This is a genomic window from Streptomyces endophytica, assembly GCF_026153355.1.
Classification (GTDB): Bacteria; Actinomycetota; Actinomycetes; order Streptomycetales; family Streptomycetaceae; genus Streptomyces; species Streptomyces endophytica.
The window spans coordinates 5,271,204-5,280,448 of record NZ_CP110636.1; the positions used below are offsets into that span (position 1 = coordinate 5,271,204).

Sequence of the window (9,245 nt, forward strand, 5' to 3'; positions counted from 1 at the left end):
GGGCGCCCGGGGTCGTCGGCGACCGCTTCCAGCAGCAGGCGCAGCCGGCCGGTCAGCCGCTCGACGGTGTCCCGGTCGAACAGGTCGGTGTGGTACTCGACGAAGCAGGTGAGGCCGCCGCCGTCCTGCTCGACGAAGTCGAGGCCGAGGTCGAAGGTGGCGCTCCGGCCCGGTGGCTGGACCGTCTCGACGTCCAGGCCGGGCAGCTGCGGGGCCCGGCCGCCCAGGTTGTGCAGGGCGACCATGACCTGGAACAGCGGGGTGCGGCTGGTGTCGCGTTCCGGCTGGAGCGCGTCGACGACCCGCTCGAACGGCACGTCCTGGTGGGCGAAGGCGTCCAGCACGGTGCCGCGCACCCGCGACAGCAGCGCGTCGAACGGCTCCTCGGTGCGCACCCGGCCGCGCAGCACGAGGGTGTTCACGAACATGCCGACCAGATGCTCCAGTTCGGGGCGATCGCGGCCGGCGGTCACGGTGCCGACGGCGATGTCCTCCTGGCCGGCCCAGCGGGCGAGGAGCACCTGGCAGGCCGCGAGCAGGGTCATGTAGAGGGTGGCGTCGGCGCGCCGGCCGGTCTCCCGCAGCCGGTCGGTCAGCGCGGCGGGCAGCGCGAACTCCAGCAGTGCGCCGTTCTTGGTGCGCACCGCGGGCCGGGGCCGGTCGGTGGGCAGCTCCAGCGGCGCGACGTCCGCCAACTGCTCGCGCCAGTAGCTGAGTTGCCGCTCGGCGTCGGCGGACCGGGCGCGTTGCCAGGCGGCGTAGTCGGCGTATTGGACGGGCAGCGGGGGCAGGTCGGGCCGGCGGTCCTGCAGGGCCGCGGCGTACAGCTCGCCCAGGTCCCGGCCGAGGACGGCGGTGGACCAGCCGTCGGTGACGATGTGGTGCAGGGCCAGGGTCAGGACGTGCTCGTCCGGGGCGAGGCGGATCAGCCGGGTGCGCAGCAGTGGCCCGTGCCCCAGGTCGAAGGGGGTGGCGGCCTCGTCGGCGAGCAGTTCGTCGAGGGCGCCCGGGCGCGCGTCGGCCGGGACGGCGGACAGGTCGTGCGTCGGGAGGTCCACCGGGCGGGGCGGGTGGACCTGCTGGCGGGCGCGCCCGTCCTGCTCGGCGAAGGTGGTGCGCAGCGGTTCGTGCCGGGCCACCAGGCCGTCCAGGGCGGTGTGCAGTGCGGCCTCGTCGAGCCGGCCGCGCAGGCGGAGCACGAAGAAGGTCAGGTATTCGGTGCTGCCGGGTTCGAAGTGGTCGAGGAACCACAGGCGTTGCTGGCGAACGACAGCGGGAGTGCGCTGTCGCGGTCGGCCGGCGGGATCGGGTCGGCCGGTGCCCGGCGGTCCGCTGCCGGGTCGGGCAGTTCGGCGGCCAGGGCGGCCACCGTCGGCCGGGTGAACAGCAGCCGCGGCGAGACCTCCACGCCGAAGGCGGCCCGCAGCCGGGAGGTGACGCGGATGGCGAGGATCGAGTCGCCGCCCAGTGCGAAGAAGCTGTCCTCGACGCCGATCTCCTCGGTGTCCAGGACCTCGGCCCAGGCGTCGGCGACCAGGCGTTCCGCGGCGGTGCGCGGGGCGGTGCGCCGCTCGCCGGCGGCGTAGCCGTCCGGGCCGGGCGCGGGCAGCGCGCGGTGGTCGAGCTTGCCGTTGACGGTCAGCGGCAGCGTGTCCAGGGGCACGTAGGCGGCGGGGACCATATGGGCGGGCAGGGTCCGTTCCAGATGGGCACGGAGCGCGGCGGCGGACGGCGGGGCGTCCGGGCCGGTGCCGACGACATGGGCGACCAGCCGCCGCACGCCGGGGGTGTCCTCGCGCACGGAGACCACCGAGGCGCTGATCGCGGGGTGGGCGTTCAGCGCGGCCTCGATCTCACCGGGTTCGATGCGGAAGCCGCGGATCTTGACCTGCTGGTCGGCCCGGCCCAGGTACTCCAGTGTGCCGTCGCGCCGCCACCGGACGCGGTCGCCGGTGCGGTACATCCGGGCGCCGGGCGGTCCGAAGGGGTGGGCGACGAACCGTGCGGCGGTCAGGCCGGGCCGGTTCAGATAGCCGCGGGCCAGTCCCTCACCGGCCACGTACAGTTCGCCGACGGCACCGGGCGGCACCGGGGCGAAACCGGCGTCGAGCACATGGAGCCGCAGGTCGGGCAGGCCGGACCCGATGGCGCTCCCGGTGGCGCCGGCCACCGTGGCGCGGTCGAGCGGGGCGTGGGTGACGTGCACGGTGGTCTCGGTGATGCCGTACATGTTGACCAGGGCCGGGGCGGTGTCCGGGTGCCGCTCGTACCAGTCGGTGAGCCGGCCGAGGTCGAGGGCTTCGCCGCCGAAGATGACGTAGCGGAGCGTCAACTCGGCACTCAAGCCTGGGTGTTCGGCGTCGGCGCGCATCAGCGGGTAGAACGCGGAGGGCGTCTGGTTGAGCACGGTGACCCGCTCGTCCGCCAGCAGGCGGAGGAAGTCCGCCGGCGAACGGGCGATGTCGTGCGGGACGACGACCAGGCGGCCGCCGTGCAGCAGGGCGCCCCAGATCTCCCACACGGAGAAGTCGAAGGCGTAGGAGTGGAAGAGGGTCCACACGTCGTGCGCGTCGAAGCCGAACCGGTCGCGGGTGCCGGAGAACAGCCGCACCACGTTGGCGTGCGGGACGACCACGCCCTTGGGCCGGCCGGTGGAGCCCGAGGTGTAGATGACGTAGGCGGGGCTCTCCGGCAGCGGGCGGTGCTCCGGCGCGAGGGCGGCGGCCGGCCGCCGGGACAGGTCGGCGCGGACCTCGGGGTCGTCGAGGAGGAGGCGCGGTACGGCGGTGTCGGCCAGGCGTCCGGCGGCCGCCGTGGTGGTGACGAGCAGGGCGGGGGCGGCGTCGGTGAGCAGGTGGGTGATGCGGTCGCCGGGGAGTTCCGGGTCGACGGGTACGTAGGCGGCGCCGGTCTTGAGCACCGCCACGATCGCCACGAGCATGTCCGTCGAGCGGGGCAGGGCGAGCGCCACGAACCGCTCGGGGCCGGCTCCGGACGCGGCCAGCCGGTGCGCCAACCGCCCTGCCTGTGCGTCGAGTTCGGCGTAGGTCAGGGTGTCGCCGGAGCAGGTGACGGCGGTGGCGTCGGGGGTGCGTGCGGCCTGGGCCTCGAACAGGTCGACCAGCGTCCGCTCGGGCCGGCCGTGCGCGGAGCCGTTCCAGTCCACCAGCATCCGCCGGCGTTCCTCGGCGGTCGTCCAGGCCAGGTCGCGCAGCGGCCGTTCGGGACCGGCGGCGATCTCGTCGAGCAGCAGGCACAGCCGGTCGGCGAGGGAGCGGACGGTGGCCTCGTCGAACAGGCCCGGGTCGTAGGCGAGGTCGAAGCCGAGGCGGTCGCCGTGGTGGGCGCGGAGCACCAGCGGGAAGTTGGTGGCGTCCAGCGAGGTGACGTCCAGGATGCGCACGCCGGCGCCGGAGGTCCGGGCCTCGTCGAAGGGGTAGTTCTCGAAGGCGACCATGCTGTCGAAGAGCGCGGTGCCCGCGGGCACGTCGCTGAGCGAGGTCAGCTGCGCGAGCGAGACGGTCTCGAAGCGGCGGGACTCGGACTGGGCGTCCTGGAGGTCCCGCAGCCAGTCGGCGGCCGTGCGGTGTCCTTCGACGCGCACCCGGGTGGGCAGGGTGTTGATGAACATGCCCACCATGGCTTCGGCGCCGGGCAGTTCGTCGGGGCGGCCGGAGACGGTGCTGCCGAACACCACGTCCGGCTCCCCGCTGTAGCGCGCCAGCAGCAGGGCCCAGACGCCCTGCACCACGGTGTTGAGGGTCAGGCCGCCGCGCCGGGCGGTGTCCTCCAGCGCGCGGGACCGCTCGGGGGTCAGGCCGGCGGCCACGACCGCGGCGGAGCGGGCGCGGTGGGCCTCGCGCGGCGGGCGGTCGCAGGGCAGCGGGGTGGGGGTGGCGAAGCCGGCGAGGACGGTGCGCCAGTGCTCCTCGGCGGTGCGGCCGTCGCGGGTGGCGAGCCAGCGGACGTAGTCGGCGAACGGGCGGCGGACCGGCGGCGTGGCGTCCCGGCCGGTGGCCAGGGCGGCGTACTCCTCGCACACCTCGGTCAGCACCTGCGCCAGGCTCCAGCCGTCCAGGATCAGATGGTGCGAGGTCCACAGCAGCCGCAGCTGCCCGCCGGGCAGCCGGATCAGGGTGAGCCGCATCAGCGGTGCGGTGCCGAGGTCGAGGCCCTGCGCGAGGTCGTCGGCGCGCAGGCGGGCCAGCCGGTCCGCGCGGGTCGTGTCGTCGAGGTCGCGCCAGTCCAGGTGGACGACCGGCACGGTGGCCCGGCGGTGCACGATCTGCAGCGGTGCCGGCACGCCGTCCCAGACGACGGAGGTGCGCAGGACGGGGTTCCGGTCGACCACCCGCTGCCAGGCCCGGGCGAAGGTCTCCGGTTCGGTGACCCCGTCGAGCAGCAGGGTGGCCTGGTCGAGATAGACGTCGCCACTTCCGCCGTCCCCGCCGTCCCCGCCGACGAGGCGGTGGAAGAGCATGCCCTCCTGAAGGGGCGTCAGGGGGTAGAGGTCTTCGATGCCGTGTCCGTCGCCGACGAGGCGGTCCAGGCCGGCCTGGTCCAGCCCGGCGAGGGGGAAGTCGGAGGGGGTGCGGCCGCCGGCCCCGGGCCGGGCGCAGTGGGCGACGATCCCGGTCAGCGCGCGGACCGTGCCCTCGGCCAGGTCGCGGACCGTGCGCTCGTGGTGCACCTGGTCGCTGTAGTGCCAGGTCAGTTCCAGCACGCCGTCGGCCACTACGGCGGAGACGTCCAGCAGGTGGTCGAGCCGCGCGTCGGCGGCCAGCTCGCGGCCGGGGGCCGGGCCGGCGGGCGCGAAGTCGGCGTCCTGCGGGGTCTCCCACTGACCGTGGTAGGTGAAGCAGACCTCGGGCAACGGCCGGTCGTGCAGGGCGCGGGCGGCCGGGTCGGGTGAGCCGAGGCGGGCCAGCGCCTCGTAGCCGAGGCCGCGGCGCGGGACGGCCCGCAGCCGTTCCTTGACCGCCTTGAGCGTGCCGCCCCAGTCCGGCTCGCCCGCCGGGCCGGCCGGGGTGAGGGTGACCGGGTACTGGGTGGTGAACCAGCCGACGGTCCGGGACAGGTCGGGGGCGTCGACGGCGGCCGAATCGCCGGCACCCGCGTCGGCCTCGGTGCCGCCGAGGTCCTCCCGGCCGTGGCCCTCCAGTGCCACCGTCACCCGGTCGGTGCCCGTCCAGTCGGCGAGGACCCGGCCCAGGGCGCTCAGCAGCACGTCGTTGACCTGGGTGCGGTACGCGCCGGGGACCCGGCGGAGCAGGGCCTCGGTGGTGTCGCGGTCGAGGCGGGCGCGCACGGTGCGGACCGAGCCGGCGACCGGGGTGCCGTCGCGGTCGACCGGCAGCGGGGTGTGCGGTACGGCGCTCTGCGCGCTCCAGTGGGCGAGGTCGTCGTCGAGGCCGCCGTCCTGGACGTGGCGGACCAGGGTGGTCGCCCAGGTGGTGAACGGCGTGCCGGTGGGCTCCAGTTGGACCGGCCGGCCGGCGGCGGCCTGGCGGTAGGCGGTTTCCAGGTCGGCGAGGAGGATGCGCCAGGAGACGCTGTCCACGGCCAGGTGATGGACCGTCAGGAACAGCTGGGGGCGGTCGTCCGGGCCGGGCAGGAACAGGGCGGCGCGCACCAGCGTCCCGGCGGCCAGGTCCAGGGCGGCGCGGGCGGCGTCGGCCGCCTCGGTGCGGGCGGTGTCCCGGGCGGTACCGCTGGTTCCGGAGAGGTCGTGGCGGGTCAGGAGGCCGGGGGCCACCGCGGCTCCGGGGTGCTGGCGCCAGGTGTCGCCGGTGCGCAGGAAGCGGGTGCGCAGCGCGGGGTGGTGTGCGGCGACGGCGTGCAGGGCCTGTTCCAGGGCGGCCTGGTCGAGGTCGTGCGGCAGGTCGAGCAGCATCGACATGGTGAAGTGCCGCTCGGGCCCGTGGGTGGCGAAGAACCATTCCTGGATGGGGGTGAGCGGGGCCGGGCCGGTGTCCTGCCGCGGCCGGGGCGCGGTCGCCGGGGCGGTGCGCGGGGTGACCGCGGCGGCGAGGTCGGCGACGGTCTGGTGCCGGAAGACGTCCCGGGAGGTCAGCTGCCAGCCGGCGGCGCGGGCCCGGGAGACCGCCTGGATGCTGAGGATCGAGTCGCCGCCCAGCTCGAAGAAGTTGTCCGTCACGCCCACCCGGGCGAGGCCGAGCACCTCGGACCAGATCGCGGCCAGCTCGCGCTCGGCCGGGGTGCGCGGTGCGACGAACTCCCGCTCGCGCGGGGCCGCGTCGAGGTCGGGGGCGGGCAGGGCGCGCCGGTCCAGTTTGCCGCTGCTGTTGAGCGGCAGGGCGTCGAGGACGACGAAGGCGGCGGGCACCATGTGGCCGGGCAGGGTGCGGGCGAGGGCGTCACGCAGGCCGGACGGGGTGGGTCGTCCGGTGGCGGAGGGCGCCACGTAGGCGGCCAGCCGGGCGTGGCCCTGGTCGCTTTCGACGGCGACGACGGCCGCCTCGGCGACGTCCGGCAGGGCCAGCAGGGCCGCCTCGATCTCGCCGGGTTCGATGCGGTGGCCGCGGATCTTGACCTGGTCATCGGCGCGGCCCAGGTAGTCGAGCCGTCCGTCGGCCGTCCAGCGGGCGAGGTCGCCGGTGCGGTACATCCGGCTGCCGGGCGGCCCGTACGGGTCGGCGGTGAAGCGGGCGGCGGTCAGGCCGGGGCGGTGCAGATAGCCGCGGGCGACCTGGGCGCCGGCGAGGTACAGCTCGCCTCCGACACCGGGCGGCACCGGCTGCAGCCGGTCGTCGAGGACGTAGGCGCGCACATTGGCGAGCGGCCGGCCCACCACGGGCCGTCCGGTGCCACTGATGCGGCAGGCCAGTGCGTCGACGGTGCACTCGGTCGGGCCGTAGAAGTTGTACGCGGCGGTGTCGGGCAGCGCGGACAGCTCCCGCCACAGCGCGGGGCCGACGGCCTCGCCGCCGAGCATCAGCACCCGGGGCCGGTGGCGGGGGTCGCTGAGCAGTCCGGCGGGCAGCAGTTGCCGCAGGTAGGAGGGGGTGAGGTCGAGGAAGTCGAGACGGTGGGTGACGACGTACTCGACCAGCGCGGCCGGGTCGAGCCGGGTGGTCTCGTCGACGAGGTGCAGCTGATGGCCGCCGGCCATCAGCAGGACGCCCTCCAGCGAGGTGTCGAAGGAGAACGAAGCGGTCAGGGCGACCCGCAGGGGCCCGCCGCCGGCGTCGGCGACGAAGCCGTGCTCGTGGGCGGCCAGCAGGTTCATCAGGGAGCGGTGCTCGACGGCGACGCCCTTGGGACGGCCGGTCGAGCCGGAGGTGTAGATGACGTAGGCGGGGTGGCCGGGGTACAGCGGGGCGAGGCGGTCGGCGTCGGTGGGGTTCGTCGCGGGCGTGGCGCCGGGTACGGCGCGCAGCGCGGCCTCGTCGAGCACCAGCATCGGCCGGGCGTCGGCGAGCAGGAACTCCACGCGCTCCGCGGGCAGTTCGGGGTCGAGGGGCAGGTAGCCGGCACCGGATTTGAGGACGGCGAGGAGGGCCACGACCAGGTCGGCGGTGCGTGGCAGCCGTAGCGCGACGAGCCGTTCGGGGCCGGCGCCGCGGTGGATGAGGTGGTGGGCCAGCCGGTTGGCGCGGGCGTTGAGTTCGGCGTAGTCCAGGGTGGTGTCACCGGCGACCAGTGCCGTGTGGTGCGGGGTGCGGGCGGCCCGGGCCTCGAAGACGCCGGGGTAGGTGGCGGGGGCGACCGGCACGGCGGTGTCGTTCCACTCGGTGGTCAGCCGCCGCCGGTCGTCCTCGGCGAGCAGCGGCAGCTCGCCCAGCGGCCGGTCGGGTTCGGCGGCCACCCCGTCGAGCAGGAGGACGAGTTGCTCGGCCATCCGCGCCGCGGTCGGGGCGTCGAAGAGGTCGGTGCGGTACTCCAGCAGCCCGGTGAGGCCGTCCTCGTCGGGCACGAATTCCACGCTGAGGTCGAAGGTGGCCGAGCGGCGGGGCACGGGCACGTTCTCGGCGGTCAGCCCGCGCAGGCCGGGGGCGGCGGGCGGGGCGGGGTGGAGCAGGACCATGACGTCGAAGAGCGGGTTGCGGCCCGCTTCCCGGGTCGTGCCGACCGCCTCCACCAGCCGTTCGAAGGGGGTGTCGTCGTGCGCGAAGGCATCCAGGACGGTGGCGGCCGCGGTGTCCAGCAGGTCGCGGTAGGGGCGGGCGGTGTCGACGGGGCAGCGCAGCACGACCGTGTTGACGAAGAAGCCGACCGCGCGCTCCAGTTCGGTGCGGCCGCGCCCGGGGGTCAGGGATCCGAGGGTGATGTCGTCCTGCCCGGACCAGCGGGCGAACAGGGCCTGGCAGCCGGCGATCAGCGCGGCGAAGAGGGTGGTGTGCTGGTCGGCGGCCACCTGCCGCAGGCGGGCCGTGGTCTCGGGTGGTACGCGGAAGGTGTGCACCGCGCCGCCGGCCGGTTCCGCCCCGTCGCGGGGACGGTCGAGCGGCAGCTCCAGCGGCACCGCTCCGTCCAGTTGCTTGGTCCAGTAGGACAGCTGCTCCTGGAGGAGGGCACCGGACAGCCGGTCGCGCTGCCACACGGCGAAGTCCGGGTACTGCGTGGCCACCGGCGCCAGGGCGGCCGTCTCCCCCGCGGCGAAGGCGTCGTGGAGCGTGCGGAGTTCGTCCAGCAGCACGCCCATCGACCAGCCGTCGGTGACGATGTGGTGCGCGGTGAGCAGCAGGACGTGCCGGTCGGGGGCGGTGCGGATCAGCAGGGCGCGCAGGAGTGGCCCGGTGCGCAGGTCGAACGGGCGGGAGTACTCGGCGAGCAGCAGCGCGTCGAGCGCCGCCTCCGGGCTCTCCTGGGACCCGCGGTCCGGCTCCCCCGCGAGGTCCCGGAGCGGCAGGGGCACCGGGGCGGGCGGCTGCACGGTCTGTACGGGCCGGCCGTCGTGGTCGTCGAACGTGGTGCGCAGGGCCTCGTGGCGCTCGACCACGGCGTCCAGCGCCCGGGAGAGCGCGGTCCGGTCCAGGCCGCCGGTGAGCCGCAGCGCGACCGCGCTGTTGTAGCGGGCGTCGCCGGGCCGCAGCTGGTCGAGGAACCACAGCCGCTGCTGGGCGAAGGACAGCGGCAGCGGCCGGGACCGGTCGGCGCGGGGGATGCCCGGCCGGGCGCCTGCCGCCGGGCCGCCGGCCTTTCCGGCGAGGCGACGGCGCAGGGCTTCCTGGAGGTCCTGCGGCAGGGCCGCGGCGCGGCCTTCCTTCGAAGACGTCATGTCG

At 75.5% G+C, this 9,245-nt stretch carries 1 protein-coding gene and 1 pseudogene; both read right to left on the minus strand.

Annotated features, from left to right (window positions below):
• Window positions 1-14: 14 nt before the first annotated feature.
• Window positions 15-1,253, minus strand: a pseudogene (locus OJ254_RS31720) (condensation domain-containing protein); the annotation flags it as partial.
• Window positions 1,208-9,241, minus strand: a complete 8,034-nt coding sequence (locus OJ254_RS23545) for a non-ribosomal peptide synthetase (protein WP_265363928.1) — start codon at window positions 9,239-9,241, stop codon at window positions 1,208-1,210. The pseudogene OJ254_RS31720 and the gene OJ254_RS23545, both read right to left, overlap by 46 nt.
• Between the last annotated feature and the right edge of the window lie 4 nt (window positions 9,242-9,245).

Bases quoted from the DNA above. Each gene is read 5' to 3' on its own strand.
- OJ254_RS23545 (WP_265363928.1), bottom strand. From the start codon at position 9,241: ATGACGTCTTCGAAGGAAGGCCGCGCCGCGGCCCTGCCGCAGGACCTC.